Raw genomic sequence first — 17,523 nt, forward strand, 5'->3', positions numbered from 1 at the left:
CCGCCGTACCGCTGTACCGCCGTCAGAAGAGGCTCAGCAACTGGTCGAAACTGAGCTCGCCCTTCTTCTCCTTCTCCGCCTCCCCCGTCGGCAGCGCGAGTTCGAACCAGACCGTCTTCCCGCGCGGTGTACGCCGCGATCCCCAAGCGGCGCTGAGCAGCCCCACCAGCTGGAGCCCGCGCCCGCCCTCGTCGGTGTCGCGGGCCCGGCGCCGCCGCGGCTGTACGAGCCCCGCGTCCCACACCTCGCACACGAGCGTACGGTCGAGGAGCAGCCGGAGCCTGATCTCGCCCTCGCCGTACCGCAGCGCGTTGGTGACGAGCTCGCTGACCAGCAACTCCGTGGTGTCCACCAGGTCTTCGAGGCCCCAGGTGACGAGCTGCGCCCGCGCCAGTTCCCGGGCCCGGCCCACCGAGCGGGGCTCGCGCGGCAGGCGCCAGTCGCCGACCGACTCGGCGGGCATCCCCTGGACGCGGGCCATGAGCAGGGCGATGTCGTCCTCGCCGTGCCGGGTGTCGAGGGTGTTCAGTACGTGGTCACAGACGTCTTCCAGGGGATGCGCCGGACCGGCGAGCGCGGCGCGGAACGCCAGCAGGCCTTCCTCCAGCGGATGGTCCCGTGACTCGACGAGCCCGTCGGTGTAGAGCGCGAGCAGCGCGCCCTCCGGCACCTCGACCTCGACCTCCTCGAACGGCTCCCCGCCGACACCGAGCGGCATCCCCGGCGGTACGTCGAGCAGCAGCGCCTCCTCGCCCGGTTCGACGAGGACGGGCGGCAGGTGGCCGGCGTTGGCGAACGTACAGCGGCGGGTGACCGGGTCGTAGACGGCGTACACGCAGGTCGCGAGGTAGACCTCCGACAGGTCGGCTTCCCGCGCCTTGTGGGCGGCGCGCGACGCGTGCTGTGCGCCGCTGGGTGAGCCGAGGCCGCGCGCGATCTCGTCCAGCGCGGACAGGACTTCGGCCGGCTCCAGGTCGAGCAGGGCCAAGGTCCGTACCGCCGTGCGCAGTTCGCCCATGGCGACGGCGGCGCGCAGGCCGCGTCCCATGACGTCGCCGACGACCAGGGCCGTGCGGTGGCCGGGCAGTTCGATGACGTCGAACCAGTCGCCGCCCACCTCGGTCGCCGTGTTGCCGGGCAGGTAGCGGCAGGCGATGTCGAGTCCGGCGGCCTCGGGGTCGCCGGGTGGCAACAGGCTGCGCTGGAGGATCAGGGCGCGCTCGTGCTCGCGCCGGTAGAGGCGGGCGTTGTCGATGCAGACGGCGGCGCGGGCGGCGAGTTCGGTGGCGAGCGCCAAGTCGCGTTCCCCGAAGGGCTCGCTGCCCTTCGTACGGGAGAACTGGGCGAGGCCGACGACGGTGTCGTGGGCGACCATCGGCACGGCGAGCGTGGTGTGGACGAGGCTGCCGTCCGCACCGGGTACGGCCTGGACGCGGGCGGTGCGCAGGGCGCTCGCGCAGGGTGAGTTGAACGGGTAGCGGTGTACGGCGCCCACCTCGGTCGGTCCCGGATCGTCGCCGTCGGCGACGCATGCCGGAGCGGACAGCGGGCCCTCGGAGACGGCGCTGGCGAAGGCGACACGGCGCAGCTCGGCGCTGCCGTCGGCCCGGCCCGGCGGGGCTTCGTCGCCGGCCAGGAGGCCTTGGTAGAGATCGACGGACGCGAGGTCGCAGAAGCCGGGAACGGCTACGTCAAGGAGTTCACGGGCGGTGGTCTCCAGGTCGAGGGAGTTGCCGATGCGGGCGCCGGCCTCGTTCAGCAGGGCGAGGTTGCGGCGGGCGTCGGCGGCCTCGCGGGCGGCGACATGGCGGCGCGTCACGTCGGTGGCGAGCCCGGCGACGCCGATGGCGCGGCCGGATCCGCTGTGCACCCGGTAGAGGTTGACCGACCAGTGCCTGCGCTCCGTCTCGCCGGGGGCGGTGCCGACGATCTGCATGTCGGTGACGGCCTCACCGGTTTCCAGGACGCGCTCCAGGGCGGCGGTCATGCGATCGGCCTCGTTGCGGGTGAGGTAGTCGTGGACAGTGCGGCCACGGTGGTCTTCCACGGCCCCGCCGAAGACGGTGGCGAAGCGCCTGTTGGCGCGCTGCACGGTGAAGTCCGTACCGAACAGCAGGAAACCGAAAGGAGATTGGCCGAAAATGGCCTGCGAAGCGGCGAGATCCGTCTCGATCCGGCGTACGGCACTGACGTCGACGACCAGGCAGAGCGCGGCCTGTTCGCCGTCGGGTGTGACGCTGGGCATCACGTAGATCTCCGCGATGCCGTGCGCACGCGCCCCGTGGCGCACTCCGCCGCCTTCACCGCCGGGCATCCGGAAGGGGACGAGCCCCGTCCACTCCTTGCCGTCGAGGATCTCGGAGAGCCGGTGATGTCCGCGCACCCGCAGCTCGGGGGGCATGAACGCCTCGATCGGATCCTTCCCGACCACGTCGGACGCGGGCAGGCCGAACAGCTCCTCGGCCCGCCTGCTCCACTGCTCGACCAGCCCGCCCGGGCCGATCGAGAAGGACGCGACTCTTATGTAGTCGTAGATCGAGCCGGGCGGGCTGCTTTGCCACATCACTTCGCCCGCTGCCGCCGATATCTCGTTCACGCGACCGTCCCCTCCAGCTCAACGCACCGGACCGGTCCTTCCCGCAGTATTCAGCACTACGGCCACAACCGGCACGGCGTTCACGATCACAGCACGGTCTCGTTCCTTTTCGGCCAGGGGGCGGAGAGTCGCGAAGTGATCGTTGTCCCTTCACTCTTCTAACCAGGGAGAGCCAGCTCGAACCACACCGTCTTGCCCGTTCTGCCCCGGCGGGTACCCCACCGCCGAGCGGAACGGGCCACCAGTTGCAAACCGCGTCCTCCCTCGTCATCGGCGTCCGCGACCCGGGTCAGGGGCGGATCCGGAAGAGGGTCCGAGACTTCGACCACCAGTACGAGGCGAGCGTCCGCAGGGTGGCCGTCGATGTCGGGGCGTACGAGACGGACCCCGATCGGCCCGGAGGCGTACCGCAAGGAATTGGTCACCAGCTCACTGACCAGCAGTACGGTGACATCGCAGACGGTGTCGAGCAGGCCCCAGGCACCCAGCGCGTCGCGGACGGCGTGGCGGGCGCTGCGGACGGCGTCGGGCTCAGCAGGGAACGTCCACTCGGCGCAGTCGCCGTCGGTGTAGATCACGCCGCCCACATCCCAGATGCCAGACCAGCCGCAGACCCGCGCCCTTTTTCGAGGGGCTAATCAGGACATACCCGATATAAGGTCCGGGCTACCGCTGACCTGGAAGCACCGTGGCACGAACGGCGTACGGGGCGGCCACGCACGCCCTGCGTCAGTCGCCGAGTCTCAGGCCTGCGCGGCAGGCCCCGGCAGCGCACTCAGGCGGCGTACCGCCTCGGCCACGGCGGGGCGGTCCTGGGGCAGCCAGTCCACGGAGTCCGCCTCGTGCGGACGAAGCCAGCGCAGGTCGTCGTGGTCCTGGAGGGGACGGGGGGTGCCGGACAGCAGCCGGGCGGTCCACACGTGCAGGACGTAACCCGGCTTCAGCGGCCACTCACCTGGGATGCGTTCCAGCACGTCCGTCTCGACGCCCAGCTCTTCGCGCAGTTCGCGTACGAGCGCCTGCTCCGGCGTCTCACCGGGCTCCACCTTGCCGCCGGGCAGCTCCCAGCGGCCCGCCAGCTCGGGCGGGGCACTGCGGCGCGCGGCCAGCAGCCGGCCCTCGTCGAACACGGCCGCACCCACCACCACGACACGATCAGTCATGACCGGAGCCTACGACGGTCGTCCGCGCCTACTGGACGCTCTGGCCGATCCGCTCGACCCAGTAGAGCTGCTTGTGGCCGCGGTCGTCGAGACTGTCGGCGATCTCCTGCGCCTCGGCCCTCGTCGCGTACCGGCCGACGCGGTAGCGGTTGCCGTTGTCGTCCTGCCGAATGACCAGCCAGGGCAGCACAGCGCCGCTGTCGTTCATGGTGCGCCCCCGTCCACCGGTGAACTCGTCTCTAAGGATCTCCAGGAAACCGCAATCCGCATATGCCCGAGCCTACGCCTGACCTTTACGCAGCGGATACGCTTTTACACAAAGAGGTACGCATTGAGTCATGCGGGCAGGGGCGCACTCCGAAGAGTGCGCCCCTGCCCTTCCGCCGCGGCCCCCCTCAGCCCTTGCGCAGTACCGGCACAGGCATCAGCACGGGGCCCGCAGCCGCACCCCCCTTGCGGCACGCGTCACCGCAGTGCGCGTCGAGCGAGCAGCACAGCGAGCAGATCGGCCCCGACCGGGCGGGGCAGTCGGCGATGTCCGGCAGCTCGTACGCCGTCTCACAGACGGCGCACGTGTGAGTGGCGGTGACGTCGCCGGCCTCGACGTGGGGGCCGTTCACCGGGTTCGGGCGGGCCAGGTAGTACTTGCCCCGGGTGAGCCAGGCGATCAGCGGGCACAGGACGAGCGCGAGACCGGCCGCGATGAAGGTGGAGAAGGCTTCGGCGTACCGGCCGAAGAGTCCGAAGAAGGCGAGGATCGAGACGGTGGAGGCGATGACCATGGCCCCGAATCCGGCCGGATTCACCGCGTACAGATAGGCCCGTTTGAATTCGATGTACGGCGGGCTGAGACCGATCCGCTTGTTGATCACGAGGTCGGCGGCGACGGCGACGATCCACGCGATTCCGACGTTCGAGTAGAAGCCCAGCAGCTTGTTGAGGGCCGCGAACATGTTCATCTCCATCAGCGTCAGCGCGATGGCGAGGTTGAGGAAGATGTACCAGACCCGGCCGGGGTGCTTGTGCGTGATGCGGGAGAAGAAGTTCGACCAGGACAGCGAACCGCTGTAGGCGTTGGTCACGTTGATCTTGATCTGGGAGACGATCACGAAGAGCGCGGCGGCGGGCAGGGCGACGGACCCCAGCCACGGCTTGAGTGCCTCGATCTGCGGTGCGATCGGCTCAAGGGCGTGCGTCTTGCCGACGGCCTCCAGCGCGACGAACGCCAGGAAGGCACCGCCGAGCTGCTTGGCCGCGCCGATGACGACCCAGCCGGGTCCGGCGGCCAGCACGGCGAGGTTCCAGCGGCGCTTGTTCGCCTCGGTTTTGGCAGGCATGAAGCGCAGGTAGTCGGCCTGCTCGCCGATCTGGGCGATCAGCGAGAGCGCGACTCCGGTACCGAGTCCGAAGGCGATCCACGAGAAGCCGGAGCCCGCCCCCTCCGTGCCGCCGAAGGACGTGAACTCGCCCCAGGCGTCCGGCGCCTCGAAGGCCAGCACGAGGAAGGGCAGGACCAGACCGATCAGCCAGACGGGCTGCGTCCACGCCTGCACCTTCGCGAGCGCGCCCATCCCCCGGAAGACGATCGGGATGACGATGAGCGTGGTGATCAAGTACCCGGTCTCTACCGGGAGTCCGACGGCCTGGTGCATGGCCTGCGCCATGATCGAGCCTTCGAGCGCGAAGAAGATGAAAGTGAACGAGGCGTAGATGAGCGAGGTCAGCGTCGAGCCGAAGTAACCGAAGCCGGCGCCGCGCGTGATCAGGTCCATGTCGAGGCCGTACTTCGCGCAGGCCCTGGCGATCGGTATGCCGGTGAGGAAGATGATCGCGGCGGCACACAGGATCGAGGCGAGCCCGCTCGTGAAGCCGTACGTGAAGACGATCGACGCGCCGATCGCGAAGTCGGCCAGATACGCGATGCCGCCGAGTGCCGTGCCCGCGACCATCGACGGCGACCAGCGGCGGAAGGAGTGCGGCGCGTACCGGAGCGAGTAGTCCTCGCGGCTCTCGTCGGCGGCAAGCTTCGCGTAACTCCGCTTGGGCGGCTGTCCGTCAGGAGTCCTGGTAACAGGTGTGGCGGTGTCCGTCATCGGTGACTTCCCGTTCGTCGTTCGTCAGTCCGGTGTGCGGGTGCTGATACGAACGGGAAGTTAGGGCCGGGACATGACAGGGCGTCGCAGCCGTTGATTGCCCCGCTGTTACGGGACCGGACGAGGCGTTAACTCACGATCACGACGGACGGACAGGGCGTCCGCGTACCGGTCACTCATCGGTCACTTCACGGGCAGGTGGTATGCGATCCGGTACCGGTCGGCCGGGACCACCACATCGGCCGTCTCCACCGCCATCCCCGACGCGTAGTACGTCCGCTCGATGACCAGCACCGAATGCCCCGGTACGCCGCCGAGCCTGAGCAGCTCCTCCGCGAGGCCGGGCCGGGCGCCGACCTCCTCCACCACGTTGTCCACAACGATGTCGATGGCCGCCATCCGCTCGACGACGCCGCAGCCGGCCAGCGGCCCCTCCTCGGGGAGCATCACGGGCGTACGCCCCGTCACGGCCAGGGGCTCCCAGGAGGTGGAGAGCATCATCGCCTCCCCGGCGTCCCTGAAGACGTACCGCGTGCGCATCACCCGGTCGCCCTCCTGGATGCCGAGCCGCTTGGCGATGGACGAAGTCGCCTCCTCCTGCTCGCTGCTGGACTCCCAGGTGCCGCGCGCACCGGCCTCCGACTGCTCCTGCCGGAATGGTGTCGGGGGCACCGTCCCCCGGTAACCGCCGCGGGAGACGCGGCGCGGGACGGGCTGCTCCCGTACGTACGTACCGGAGCCGGAACGGCCTTCGACCAGGCCCTCCGCCATCAGGACCTTGCGGGCCTCCAGCGCCACGGTGTCGGAGACGCCGTACTCCTCGCGGATGCGGGCCTGCGAGGGGAGCCGGGTGTGGGGTGGCAGGGAACCGTCGACGATCTTCTGCCGTAGATCGCCCGCGACGCGCAGATAAGCCGGCTGCTCACCGAATGTCACTGGCCACTCCCATCAGGTTGACAGACAGCAACAGACTCGCAACCGTGGGTTGTTGACCGCAAGCGCAGGCCAAAGTTTCACCCGAAGTGATGACTTGTCTTTACGCAGGAACTTAGCGGGGTATAGAGCCCGCTGCCCCCTCCGGGACCCTCACCTCTTCGACAACTTCTCCGCCCCTCGCACCTCCGCCCGACGACGCACCGTCAGGTTTGCGGTGCGGAGGAGCGCGGCAGGGGGCGGCCGCCGAAGCGACCGCCCCCGCCGGGTTGTTCAGCGCGTCAAGTACGCCGCGTCAGGAACGCCACGTCAGAACGCCGCGTCAGGAACGCTCAGAACTGCAGCGCCCAGGAGTCGATCTTCCCGGTGTCGTACGCCGCGTTGTCGCTGACCCGCAGCTTCCACGTGCCGTTGGCCACCTCGGAGGAGGCGTTCACCGTGTAGGTGGTCATGAGGTTGTCGCTGCTGCCGCCCGTGCCGTAGCCCTTGAGGGTGTAGGCCGTGCCGTCGGGGGCGATCAGGTCGACCTTGAGGTCACCGATGTAGGTGTGCTTGATGTCGACCGGCACGCTCAGCGTCGCCGGTGCGTTGCCGGTGATGCCGCTGACGGTGACCGGCGACTCCACGGTCGCGTTGTCGCTGATCGTGTAGTCGGTGAGGTTCTCGAACTTCTTGCCCGTGGGAGGCGGCGTCGTGCCGGTGCCGACGTACAGCAGACGGTTCGGCGAACCGGTTCCCGGGCTGGTGACGACGCCCGTGGTGGCGGCCGAGGTCAGCGCGCTGGAGACCTGGGCCGGGGTGGCGGTCTTGTTGGCCGCCAGGTACAGGGCGGCCGCGCCGGCGACGTGCGGGGAGGCCATCGACGTACCGGAGATGGAGTTCGTCGCCGTGTCGCTGCTGTTCCAGGCCGAGGTGATCGACGAACCCGGCGCGAAGATGTCGAGGATGCTGCCGTAGTTGGAGTAGCTCGCCTTGGCGTCGGTGCTGGTGGTGGCGCCGACCGTGATCGCCTCGGCCACCCTGGCGGGCGACTTGGTGGAGGCGTCGGTGCTCTCGTTGCCCGCGGCGACCGCGTAGGTGACGCCGGAGGCTATGGAGTTGCGTACGGCCGTGTCGAGGGCGGCGTCGGCGCCGCCGCCGAGGCTCATGTTCGCGACGGCCGGCTTGACGGCGTTCTTCGTCACCCAGTCGATGCCCGCGACAACCTGGGCGGTGGTGCCGGAACCCTGGTTGTTGAGGACGCGGACGCCGACGACCTTGGCCTTCTTGGCCACACCGTACGCGCCGCCCGCGACCGTACCGGCGACGTGCGTGCCGTGGCCGTGGCCGTCCTGGGCGGTGTTGTCGTTGTCGATGGCGTCGTAGCCGTAGGAGGCGCGGCCGCCGAAGTCGCTGTGGGTGATGCGTACGCCGGTGTCGATGACGTACGCGGTGACGCCCTCACCGGCGGTGTCCGGGTAGGTGTAGCTCTGGTTCAGCGGCAGGGCCTTCTGGTCGATGCGGTCCAGGCCCCAGGACGGCGGGTTGGGCTGCGTCGCGCTGACCGTGAAGGTGCGGTTCTGTACGACGGAGTCGACGGCCGGGTCGGCGGCGAACTTCTTCGCCTGTGCCTCGGACAGCTCGACGGCGTACCCGTTGAGGGCCGCGGTGTACGTCCTCTTGATCTTGGCGCCGTACTCCTTGGCGAGCGCCTTGCCCTCCGCCGAACCGGCGTCGGCCGCCGCCTCGTCGAGGGTCACGATGTAGCTGCCCGCGATGGTTCCGGGGGCTCCGGCGTTCAGGATCCGCCCCTCGGCGGCGGTGGCCGCGGTGGCGGGCAGGGCGGAGGCGGCGCCGAGCGCGAGGGCTACGACGGCGGTGGCACTGGCTACGACAACTCTTCGCCGGGAACTACGCATCACGGACATGTGAGGGGTCCTCCTCATTGGCGGTGCGCTGGTGGGGGGCGGTGCGGCCTTACGGCAGTGCGCAGTGCGGCAGGGGCATGACAAATGAACGCTTCGGAGTCCGCGTCTTTCCCACGCCTTGCTGCCAGGCGAAAGATTGGCGCATCCATAGGAATCCCACAAGAGTCAATTCGGACCCGCAATGTGCCGGCCACACAGCCGTCATGAGCGTCCGCCGGGCACGCCGCTGCCTAGGCTTCCCGCATGACGATCCCGACGGCTTCGACCCCTCCGGCGGCTTCGACAGCGTCCATGACGTACCGCTGCCCGGCCGACGGCTCCCGCGCCCCCGTCGAATCCCTCGCCTGGCACTGCCCCACCTGCGGCGGACCCTGGGATCTCGACTTCACCCCCTCTTCGCCCGTACCGCTCAACTCCCTCACCGGGCGGGTGAATTCACTGTGGCGTTACGAGGAGGCGCTGCCGCTCGCGGGCCCGGCGGCCGGCGTGACGCTCGGGGAAGGCCGCACTCCGCTCATCCCTCTCACCGACTCTATTTCGGCCAAACTCGACTTCCTGATGCCGACGCTGTCGTTCAAGGACCGCGGCGCGGTCATGCTCGCCGAACTCGCCCGCCGCCTCGGCCCCGGCCGGGTTGCCCGCGTCGTCGCGGACAGCAGCGGCAACGCGGGCACGGCGGTCGCGGCGTACTGCGCACGGGCCCGGCTGCCCTGCACGGTGTACGTCCCCGAGGCGACCTCCCCCAAGAAGACCGAGCAGATCCGGGCGCACGGCGCCCACGTCACCCTGATCCCCGGAGACCGCGAGGCCACGGCGGTGGCCGCCCGAGCGGCGGCCGACCAACCGGGGACCTTCTACGCGAGCCACGTCCACAACCCCTACTTCCTGCACGGCACGAAGACGTACGTCTACGAACTGTGGGAGGACCTCGGCGGCCGGCTCCCCGACACCGTCGTCGTCCCCGTCGGCAACGGCACGCTGCTGCTCGGCGCGTGGCTCGCGATCGGCGAGCTGCACGCCCAGGGGCTCATCACCGGCCGCCCCGCACTGATCGCCGTACAGGCAAAGGCGGTGTCGCCGCTGGCGGCGGCGTTCCGGGCGGGCGCGCAGGATCTGCCCGGCGATACGCCGTCCCACACGCCGCCTCCCACGCTCGCCGAGGGCATCGCGATCCCCCGCCCGCCGCGCGCCGCCCAAATCCTGCGTGCTGTACGGGAGTCGGGTGGAACCTTCCTGACCGTGACGGAGGACCAGCTCCGCGCCGCCCAACTGGACCTCGCCGCACGCGGCCTCTTCGTCGAGCCGACCGGCGTGGCGTGCTGGGCCGCGATGAGCGCCCATCCTCCACAGGAGGGCCGCACCGCGGTGGTCCCGCTGTGCGGCGCGGGGGCGAAGACGGGGCTCGCGGCCCAGTAACTAGCCGATCGACGTGTCCCCGAAGGACTCCAGCAGCTTGCGCAGCGAGTCGCCGAGGCGGTCGCTCTCCTCGCGGCCCAGTTCGCTCAGCATGCGGGCCTCGTTGGCGAGATGGGCTGCCATGTACTCGCGGGTGACCTCGTGACCGTGCTCGGTGAGCCGGATCCTCACGGTGCGCCGGTCGCCGCCGCCCTCTTCGCGGACGCGCTCCACCAGCCCCTTGGCCTCCATGCGGTCGATGCGGTTCGTGATCGCGCCGGAGGTCACCATGGCGGCCTTGAGGAGCGCGCCGGCCGGCAGGGCGTACGGCGGGCCGGAACGCTGCAGCGTGGTGAGGACGTCCACCTCGCCGAGTTCGAGGCCGCGCCGGGCCGCGAACGTCCTGAACTCCTTGTCCAGTACGCGCCCGAGGCGCTGAAGCCGTCCGAGGACCTGCACGGGCCAGAGGTCTTCCACCAGGTCCGGGCGCTCCTTGGCCCACTGGCCGATGATCGCGTCCACCGCGTCGCTCATCCCTAACTCCCTTCAACCGCACACAATCTCAACGTTAAGAGACTTGACGTTGAGAGAGGAGGCCTGTTTTTATCTCAACGTTGAGATTATCAAGGTCGAACAACAGGAGCTCTCATGCCCGAGCCCGCCGCCGGCGCGAATCCCACCATCACTGCCGCCACCGCCCCGCCGGGCCCGGCCCGGGTGCGCCAAGTCCCGGCGCTCTGGCTCGCACTGCTCGCCACACCCGTCGCCGCAGGCGCCAACAGTCCCGTACTGATCCTCCCCGACATGGCCGGCTCGTTCGGGGTGCGGCCGTCGTCGGTCACCTGGCTCGTCACGGCGTTCGCGTGGGCCATGGCGGTCGGCACCCCGCTGATGGCGAGCCTGCTGCGCCGCCGCGGCCTGCGCACGACCCTGCGCGTGAGTACGGTCCTGGTCCTGGCCGGAACCCTGCTGGTCGCCCTCGCACCCTGGATGGCACTGGCCCTGCCCGGCCGGGCGGCCCAGGCGGTGGGCGGCGCGGGTCTCATCACCTCGGCCATGAGCCTTGCCGGTTCGGTACGCCGGATGGGCGTCATCACCGCCGGCTTCGGCGTGCTCGGCGCGGTCGGTCCGCTGCTCGGCTCACTGCTCGCCGACGCACTCTCCTGGCGCGTGTCGCTCGCGGTCTCCGTACTCGCGCTGCTGGCCCTCCCGGCGGTGACCCGCGATGCCCCGCGTACGCACCCGGCCCCCGCCACCCCCTTCGACGGACGCGGGGCAGCGCTCCTGGTGGCACTGGCCACCGCCCTGGTCTTCGTCCCGCACCTCCCGCTGCCGGCGGCCGGCGCGGCGCTCGCGGCGGCCGCACTCCTGGCCGCCCACGTCCGCGCCCGCCCCGACGGCTTCGTTCCCGCCGCACTCCTGCGCACCCCGGCATTCCCCCTGGCCGCGCTGCTGGCCTGCGCCCTGGCGACGTCGTACTTCACGCTGCTCTTCGCGGTGCCCCAGCTCCTCGCCGACCGTACGGACTGGTCCACCGCCACCATCGGCACCGGCCAGCTCGTCGCCCTCCTCGCGGGCTCCTTCCTCTCCCTGGCCCTCGCCGCGGTCTCGGCCCGGCTCGGCAGGCGACGGGTCCTCACGGTCCTGATCACCTTGGGCGCGCTGGCCCCGGTGACAGCCGCCGTGAGCCCCTGGGCACCGCTGCTCCTCCTCGTAGCCGCGGCGGCCGTCTTCACGACCACGGCGGGCAACGCCACCCTCGCGGTGTACGCGACCCAGGCCGCGCCGGCCTCCCAGCGCCCCACGGTGATCGGCCTGTTCAACCTCTGCTACCAGCTCGGTGGCGCCTTCGGCCCGGCGATCGCGGCACTGCTCACCCTCACCTGAGCCCTCACGCCGTACAGACCACGCTGTGGGAAAATGGTAGGGACATGCCACTACTCCGACCCGGAGGTGGATCATGGGGCAGGCACGTGAGGTCATGGACCGGCTCACTGAAGCGCTCACCACGGGCACGGACCTCAAAGCCGTCATGGAGTGTTTCGCGGAGGACGCGGTCGCCATCACCCCGGACGGGGAAATCCGGGGCCGGGACAACATCGGTGAGTACTGGCGTCAGATGACGGACGCGATCCCGGACAGCGAGTACAAGTCGGTGCACAAGCACGAGTCGGGCAACACGGCGATCGACGAGGGCTTCTTCACCGGCAAGAACACCGGCCCGCTCGTCCTGCCGTCCGGCGAGAGCCTGGAGCCGACGCAGAAGGACGTCAGGGTACGGGGGTGTGACGTAGCGACGGTCGAGGACGGCAAGATCGTCAGCTACCGGCTCTACTTCGACCAGCTGGACTTCCTCGGACAGCTCGGCCTCCTGCCGAACGCGCCGACTTGAGTCCCACGCCCCCAGGGGACTTACGGGCGACGTAATAGACGTTGAGGATGTCGCCCTCCACCTCACGCACCTCGACGTCGTCGAAGCCGGCCTCTCCCAGCATCTGGAGCGCCCGCTGCGTGCCCCACACCGTGCCGAGGCCGGCGCCGCCTTCACCGAGCGAGACGGTCATGCAGTAGAAGACCGAGAAGGTGTAGAGGGTGGGGCCGAGCGGGTGGTCGATGTTCTCCTCCAGCCTGCTGGAGGCGGCGATGTCGCCCATCAGGAACACCCCGTCGTCCCGTAGCGCGGCCGCCACGGCCGACAGTGTGCGCTCCGGCCGCGCCAGGTCGTGGATCACGTCGAAGGCCGTGATCAGGTCGTACGACCCGGCCAGTTCGGCCGAGTCGGACACCACGAACCTGGCGTTGTCGAGCCCGAGCAGCTCCGCCTCCTCCCGCGCCTCCGCGATACCGGTGTCGGAGATGTCCACGCCGAGGAACTGACTGGCGGGAAAGGCCCTGGCCAGCAGATTGACGGCGTGGCCCTGTCCGGTACCGATGTCGAGCGCGTTGATGCCCTCGCTCAGCCGCTCGGGGAGGCCGGGCACCAGCGGGATGACCGTGTCGACGAGCGCGGCGTCGTACACCCGCGCCGTCTCCTCCGCCTGGAGCTCCTGGAATCGCGGATACGCCGAGTACGGGACGCCACCGCCCCGGCGGAACGCGTCGAGCACCTTGTCCTCGACGTTGCCCAGCATCGCCAGGTCCTGCATGAAGGAGGCGAGGTTGCCGGGTCCGGCGGCCCGGACGAGGGAGGCGGCGTGCTCGGGCGGCAGCCGGTAGGTGCCGCGAGCCGGGTCGTACTCGATGAAGCCGCCGACGGTCATCCCGCCGAGCCACTCCCGTACGTACCGCTCGTCGAGGCGGGTGGCCTCGGCGATCTGCGGACTGGTCGACGGCGGCAGACCGGCCATGACGTCGAAGAGCCCCGTCCGGTGACCGAGGCTGCACAGATACCCCAGGCAGGAATCGTTGAGTACGCGAAGCATCCGCTCCGCGAACTGTTCCTTCCGTACGGGGTCGAGCGCCTGCTCCGTCATCTCGCTGTCCTCCCTGGCGCCCGCCAGGTCACCACCGACGGCGGGCGGAACGGGCTCCACCTTCCATGCTCCGCCGGTCGGACCACGCTCTCCACCCAGAACACTCACGGACTCACGGACTCACCCGAACGCCCCGGCCACCTTGATTCACGCCCCTTCCGCCCGTCGCATGGAGTGGACACAGGACGCGCGGGCTCATCGGGGGCTCGCCCCCTGCCGACGTGCGGAGAGGCCGCCATGTACGTTCGCACCACCTACGCGACAGGCGATCCGGCCAAGCTCGACGACGTAACCGAGGCCATCAGCACCGAGGGGCGCAGGCTGCTGGCGGAGCAGCCGGGTTACCGCGGGATGGGCTTGTTCGTCGACCGCGAGCTCGGGAAGCTCCTGGTGGGGTCGTGGTGGGAGGACGAGGAGAGCCGGCAGGCCAGCGACGAACGCCTGCGCGAGCGCCGCGCCGAGCTGATCGCGCCGTTCGCCGGCACGGTGGCGACCGACAACTGGGAGGCGGCGGTCGCCAGTCCCCCGGAGGGGCTGGAGCCCGGTGCGTGGTTCCGGCTGGTCCGCCTCGAATTCGAGCCCCGCGACGCGGACCTCCTGGTGGAGACTTTCCGCAACACCGTCCTGCCCAGGCTCCGCGACATCCCCGGATTCGCGGGTACGTCGCTGCTCATCGACCGCGCCAGGGGCCGGGCCACCGTGGGCGCGTTCTACACCGACCGCCAGGCGCTCGCGGCGTCCCGCAGCGCCGTAGCGGCGGTACGGGCGGAGGCCACTTCGCAGGCGCGAGTGATCACCCGCAGCATCGAGGAATTCGAAGTGGTCCTGGCCCAGGTGACCCGCCCGTCCTGACGGACGGAACGTTCGAAGCGGCCGCCGAACGACGATCTCCCTGTCCGTAACCCAGGTAGACGAGGGGGTGCTCGTCGTTCATCCCGCACAGTGGCGCGGGCAAGAGCAGGAGCCGCATCGGTGATGTCGTTGTCGGTGGCAACCCCTTCGGGCACCAGCAGCGACGCGGCCTCAAGTATCCCGACGACATCCATGCGCCGAAGACGGATCAGCAGCACAACGCCCCCTCTTGACGGCGGCAATCGCTAGGGTTGGCTCATGACCGCACTGCCCGACTGGATGCGCCCGCCGCGCGCGGAAGGCTGGTTCGCGGAGGACCTGGACCGCCTCCCCGAGGCGCCACGCCACACCGAGCTCATCGACGGAGCACTCGTCTTCATGATGTCGCCCCAGCGGGCCTGGCATGGCCGCCTCGTCACCGCCCTGACCACCACACTCATGGCGCAGGCGCCGGCTGGCTTCGAGGTCGAGCGGGAGATGACGATCCGCCTCGATGCCCGCAACCGCCCCGAGCCGGACCTCTTGCTGACGGACCTGCCCTACGACCCGGACCGCACCTGGTACGCCCCAGAGGACGTGAAGCTCGTCGTCGAGGCCGTATCTCCCGAATCCGCCCACCGCGATCGCACCGTAAAACTTCGCAAGTACGCAGAGGCCGGCATCCCGCACTACTGGTGCATCGAGGATGAGGACGGGGCCCCCGTCGTCCACGTCTACGAGCTCGACGAACCCACCGGCGCCTACGCGCCCGCCGGTATCTTCCGGGGCAGCCTCCAGCGCCCGGTGCCCTTCGAGATCAGCGTGGACCTCGACAAGCTCACACCGCCCCGAAGCAGCTGAACAGCCAAGCACCCTGTCAGCACGGGAATGCGGAAGGGGTCGGACTCGTCAGAGTCTGCCCCCTTCTGACCTGCACATTTGAAGAAATCTTTTCACGAGCAGTAACGGGATAGTCGCAGATTGAAGCGGAATATCGACCACAGAGCTGTGCCCTGTACGTTCCAGGAGGCGCGTCGAGCGCGATCCCAGCACGGTAGGAATCTCCCGTCACCTGGTGCCCGACCGCCACTCCGTGGTCATTAGCGAAGCATCACGCAGCACCCGCAGCAGAGTTCTCCGCATCCGGATCGATCAGCCTGTGCGGTTGAGTCCCGAACCCCACCCTTGCTGTGTGTCCGTTGCTTCGAGGAGAGCAGGGCACGCTTGTCAGTGGGATCCGGCATGCTAGAGGCGATCTAGAGCCGAGGGGGCGGGACGTGGGTGGAGTTGACACAGCACGGGGCATGGGGTTCCAGACAGCGTGTGCCATTCTGCAACTGATCCGTACCCCCGAGCAGTTTCCGGAGGCCGACACCTTTCGGGTGGAGGGCGCCGACGAGGCCATCGACTTCGAGGTGCGCGACGCGCAGGGGCAGCCGCTTTTGCTCGCCCAGGCAAAGACCCGCATCGAGCCGGGATCGTGGTCAGGTCCGGAGTTGGTGCGGCTTACCCGTCGATGGGGAGAGGCCGACCTTGGCGGTACTGCGGTGTTGCGGTTCCTCTCGGACGGTCCGGTGCACACGTCGGGGCAGGCCGTGCGGGACGCAGCAGCGCGGGCTCGCACCGAGCCGGACACGGACCGGTGGCTGACTGCGTGCGCGTCCCTGCGGACCTCGATCACGCTTACCGCCGAGGACCACTTGCTCCTGCGACGGCTGGAGATCGAGACCCGGATCGGCCCGTGGGACCAGATCCTCGACCAGGCCCGGTTGGAGCTATTGCGGCTGTCCCCCATCGCCATGGCGGCCGCCGAGGTCGACAGCACTGTCGAGGATTGCTGCCGGCCTGCGAGGGGGCGCATGTGCTGGTGACCACTCGCGACTCGGCCTGGGCGGCGGCGGACGGCGGGCTGGTCGTGGAACGGATGACGGCCGAGGAGGCCACTGCCTGGGCTGGGGAACGGCTACCAGATGTCTCCAAGTCCGAGGTGTACGCACTGGTCGACGCGGTGGAGGGTATCCCGCTCGGCATCGCCCAGGCCACCGGTTACATCGCGGCGACCCAATGCCCGGTCGGCGTCTATCTAACGGAACTCGCCGACTGCCGGTCCCGGTTGCTCGACGATCCCGGTTTCGTGCCGCTCGACTACCGGGAGGGGGCGACGCTGACCGCGACGGTGACCCTCAGTGTGGGAAGGGTGCTCGACCAGGCCCTGCATTCGCCTGAGACCTCGGGACGGCATCTCGCCGTCGGGGTGCTCGCCCGCTGTGCCTTGCTTGCTCCTGACTTCATTCCGCTCCATCTCGCGACGCTCGACCTTCCGCCCGGATCGTCCGTCTACGGTGCCGTGGCGGAGCTACGCCGGTTCTCCCTGGTCGACCCCCGGAACGGCATGCTGGCCATCCACCGCATCGTCCAAGAGGTCATCCGCGCGATGATGACGGAAGACTAGCGGTCAGTAGTGATAGCGAGCCGCGAGGATCACGATCTCCCTGTCCGTGACCAGGTAGACAAGGCGGTGCTCGTCGTCAATCCTCCTCGACCACGCCCCGGGCAAGTGATACTTGAGGGGCTCGGGCTTGCCGATCCCCGTGAAGGGGTCACGCTTGACGTCCTCGATGAGCTTGTTGATCCGAGCGAGCATCTTACGGTCGTTCTTGAGCCAGGACGTGTAGTCCTCCCAGCCCTGGTCCTCGAAGACGAGCCTCACTCAGCACCCTCACGTGCCGCATCCGGCGAGTCGGGGTCGATCAGGTCTCGCTCGGACACGTTGATGTTGGCCAGGGCGTTCTCGTACGCCTTGAGCAACCGGCGAGCGTTCGCCGGAGAGCGCAGGAGGTACGAGCCTTCGCGTAGCGCCGCATAGTCCTCGGCCGAGACGAGCACCGCGTTGCCGTGCTTGGAGACGATCTCGATGGCCTCGTGGTTGTCGTTGACCTTCTTGATCAGCGGAAAGAGTGCCTTGCGGGCTTCGCTCGCAGTTATGGACATGACCTAACCCTTCCCGATAGTGGTACCGAATAACGTACCACTATCACCGCTCACGGACAGAGCAGATGCCTGACGAAGGATCAGGAATCCCAGCACCATCCCAGCACGGGAAGCAGCAAGGGGTCGACTCCCCGGGGAGCC

At 69.3% G+C, this 17,523-nt stretch carries 18 protein-coding genes; 7 read left to right on the forward strand and 11 right to left on the reverse strand.

Translation table 11 applies throughout. The annotated features are described in order from the left end of the window. Window positions 1-22: 22 nt before the first annotated feature. From J7E91_RS20045 to J7E91_RS20075, 7 genes are all read right to left on the reverse strand, one after another. The gene (locus J7E91_RS20045; RefSeq protein ID WP_251015983.1) at window positions 23-2,563 is read right to left on the reverse strand and encodes a SpoIIE family protein phosphatase; all 2,541 of its coding nucleotides are present in this window, start codon (window positions 2,561-2,563) and stop codon (window positions 23-25) included. Between the two features lie 191 nt (window positions 2,564-2,754). Then, complete coding sequence (locus tag J7E91_RS20050; RefSeq protein WP_214906683.1) at window positions 2,755-3,183, reverse strand: ATP-binding protein; 429 nt, start codon at window positions 3,181-3,183, stop codon at window positions 2,755-2,757. A gap of 156 nt (window positions 3,184-3,339) precedes the next feature. Next, window positions 3,340-3,759 (reverse strand): (deoxy)nucleoside triphosphate pyrophosphohydrolase, encoded by a 420-nt coding sequence (locus tag J7E91_RS20055; RefSeq protein WP_214906685.1) that lies wholly within the window; start codon window positions 3,757-3,759, stop codon window positions 3,340-3,342. A gap of 28 nt (window positions 3,760-3,787) precedes the next feature. Next, entirely contained in the window at window positions 3,788-3,967 is a 180-nt protein-coding gene (locus tag J7E91_RS20060) for an SPOR domain-containing protein (RefSeq protein WP_214906687.1), read from the reverse strand. A gap of 187 nt (window positions 3,968-4,154) precedes the next feature. Then, window positions 4,155-5,852: a cytosine permease gene (locus tag J7E91_RS20065; protein ID WP_214906689.1), complete on the reverse strand. Its 1,698-nt coding sequence runs from the start codon at window positions 5,850-5,852 to the stop codon at window positions 4,155-4,157. 183 nt (window positions 5,853-6,035) lie between these two features. Further along, complete coding sequence (locus J7E91_RS20070) at window positions 6,036-6,788, reverse strand: GntR family transcriptional regulator (RefSeq protein WP_214906691.1); 753 nt, start codon at window positions 6,786-6,788, stop codon at window positions 6,036-6,038. Between the two features lie 329 nt (window positions 6,789-7,117). Next, window positions 7,118-8,692 carry a S8 family peptidase gene (locus J7E91_RS20075; RefSeq protein ID WP_214906693.1) on the reverse strand — a complete coding sequence of 525 codons (1,575 nt, stop codon included), beginning with the start codon at window positions 8,690-8,692 and terminating at the stop codon, window positions 7,118-7,120. Window positions 8,693-8,935: 243 nt separating this feature from the next. Between J7E91_RS20075 and J7E91_RS20080 the strand changes: the two genes are divergently transcribed. Further along, on the forward strand, window positions 8,936-10,108 hold the full coding sequence (locus J7E91_RS20080; protein ID WP_374224745.1) for a threonine synthase: 1,173 nt from the start codon (window positions 8,936-8,938) through the stop codon (window positions 10,106-10,108). Here the strand turns inward: J7E91_RS20080 and J7E91_RS20085 are convergent, their stop codons facing one another. Further along, entirely contained in the window at window positions 10,109-10,621 is a 513-nt protein-coding gene (locus J7E91_RS20085) for a MarR family winged helix-turn-helix transcriptional regulator (RefSeq protein WP_214906695.1), read from the reverse strand. Between the two features lie 114 nt (window positions 10,622-10,735). Here J7E91_RS20085 and J7E91_RS20090 point away from each other — a divergent pair, with 114 nt between their 5' ends. Together J7E91_RS20090 and J7E91_RS20095 are read left to right on the forward strand one after the other, a co-directional pair. Further along, window positions 10,736-11,974 (forward strand): MFS transporter, encoded by a 1,239-nt coding sequence (locus J7E91_RS20090; protein ID WP_214906697.1) that lies wholly within the window; start codon window positions 10,736-10,738, stop codon window positions 11,972-11,974. 73 nt (window positions 11,975-12,047) lie between these two features. Then, the gene (locus J7E91_RS20095) at window positions 12,048-12,479 is read left to right on the forward strand and encodes a nuclear transport factor 2 family protein (RefSeq protein WP_214906699.1); all 432 of its coding nucleotides are present in this window, start codon (window positions 12,048-12,050) and stop codon (window positions 12,477-12,479) included. Here J7E91_RS20095 and J7E91_RS20100 read toward each other — a convergent pair. After that, a complete protein-coding gene (locus J7E91_RS20100; protein WP_214906923.1) occupies window positions 12,406-13,560 on the reverse strand; it encodes a class I SAM-dependent methyltransferase in 1,155 nt (384 codons plus the stop codon). The genes J7E91_RS20095 and J7E91_RS20100 overlap by 74 nt on opposite strands. 237 nt (window positions 13,561-13,797) lie before the next feature. Between J7E91_RS20100 and J7E91_RS20105 the strand changes: the two genes are divergently transcribed. The 4 genes from J7E91_RS20105 to J7E91_RS36095 all read left to right on the forward strand — a co-directional run bounded on the left by J7E91_RS20105 (window position 13,798) and on the right by J7E91_RS36095 (window position 16,843). Beyond that, the gene (locus J7E91_RS20105; RefSeq protein WP_214906701.1) at window positions 13,798-14,412 is read left to right on the forward strand and encodes an antibiotic biosynthesis monooxygenase; all 615 of its coding nucleotides are present in this window, start codon (window positions 13,798-13,800) and stop codon (window positions 14,410-14,412) included. A gap of 258 nt (window positions 14,413-14,670) precedes the next feature. Further along, window positions 14,671-15,252 carry a Uma2 family endonuclease gene (locus tag J7E91_RS20110; protein WP_214906703.1) on the forward strand — a complete coding sequence of 194 codons (582 nt, stop codon included), beginning with the start codon at window positions 14,671-14,673 and terminating at the stop codon, window positions 15,250-15,252. 443 nt (window positions 15,253-15,695) lie between these two features. Beyond that, window positions 15,696-16,262, forward strand: a complete 567-nt coding sequence (locus J7E91_RS36090) for a hypothetical protein (protein WP_251015973.1) — start codon at window positions 15,696-15,698, stop codon at window positions 16,260-16,262. Next, a complete protein-coding gene (locus J7E91_RS36095) occupies window positions 16,259-16,843 on the forward strand; it encodes a hypothetical protein (RefSeq protein ID WP_251015974.1) in 585 nt (194 codons plus the stop codon). Before J7E91_RS36090 ends, J7E91_RS36095 begins: the two co-directional genes overlap by 4 nt. Before the next feature lie 3 nt (window positions 16,844-16,846). Here the strand turns inward: J7E91_RS36095 and J7E91_RS20120 are convergent, their stop codons facing one another. Continuing rightward, complete coding sequence (locus J7E91_RS20120; RefSeq protein WP_214906705.1) at window positions 16,847-17,101, reverse strand: Txe/YoeB family addiction module toxin; 255 nt, start codon at window positions 17,099-17,101, stop codon at window positions 16,847-16,849. After that, complete coding sequence (locus tag J7E91_RS20125; protein WP_214906707.1) at window positions 17,098-17,382, reverse strand: type II toxin-antitoxin system Phd/YefM family antitoxin; 285 nt, start codon at window positions 17,380-17,382, stop codon at window positions 17,098-17,100. The genes J7E91_RS20120 and J7E91_RS20125 overlap by 4 nt, the downstream gene beginning before the upstream one ends. Window positions 17,383-17,523 lie beyond the last annotated feature (141 nt).

Source organism: Streptomyces sp. ISL-99, from assembly GCF_018614005.1.
GTDB lineage: Bacteria > Actinomycetota > Actinomycetes > Streptomycetales > Streptomycetaceae > Streptomyces > Streptomyces flavidovirens.